This is a genomic window from Pseudomonas sp. VE 267-6A (genome assembly GCF_024126555.1).
In the GTDB taxonomy this organism is placed as follows: Bacteria; Pseudomonadota; Gammaproteobacteria; order Pseudomonadales; family Pseudomonadaceae; genus Aquipseudomonas; species Aquipseudomonas palmensis.
The window spans coordinates 1-357 of sequence record NZ_JAMYBY010000063.1; the positions used below are offsets into that span (position 1 = coordinate 1).

The following is a 357-nucleotide window of genomic DNA, read 5'->3' on the forward strand; positions in this document are numbered from 1 at the left end:
CCAGGGCGTAGGCCTGCTGCATCCAGCACAGGCGGTTGGTGAGTGCGCTGTGGCGGTTGCCGGCGCCCTTGGGATTGCCGGTGGAACCGGAGGTGTAGATGACGTAGGCCAGGTTCTCCGGGTGCAGGGCAATGTCCGGGTTGCTCTGGGCGTGCTCGCTCAGGTCCAGCGTGTCCAGGGCGAGCAGCGGTAGGCCTTCGGGCACCGGCAACTGTGCCAGCAGGTGCTGCTGGGTCAGCAGCAGGGCGATGCCGCTGTCGTCGAACAGGTAGCCCAGGCGCTCGCGCGGGTATTCCGGGTCCAGCGGCACGTAGGCGCCACCGGCCTTGAGGGTCGCCAGCAGGGCGACGACCATCT

The 357-nt window shown here is 68.6% G+C and carries 1 protein-coding gene; it reads right to left on the reverse strand.

Going from position 1 to position 357, the window contains the following annotated elements:
- Positions 1–357, reverse strand: a 357-nt coding sequence (locus NJH59_RS25650) for an AMP-binding protein (RefSeq protein ID WP_253087484.1), incomplete at both ends; no start/stop codon positions are given.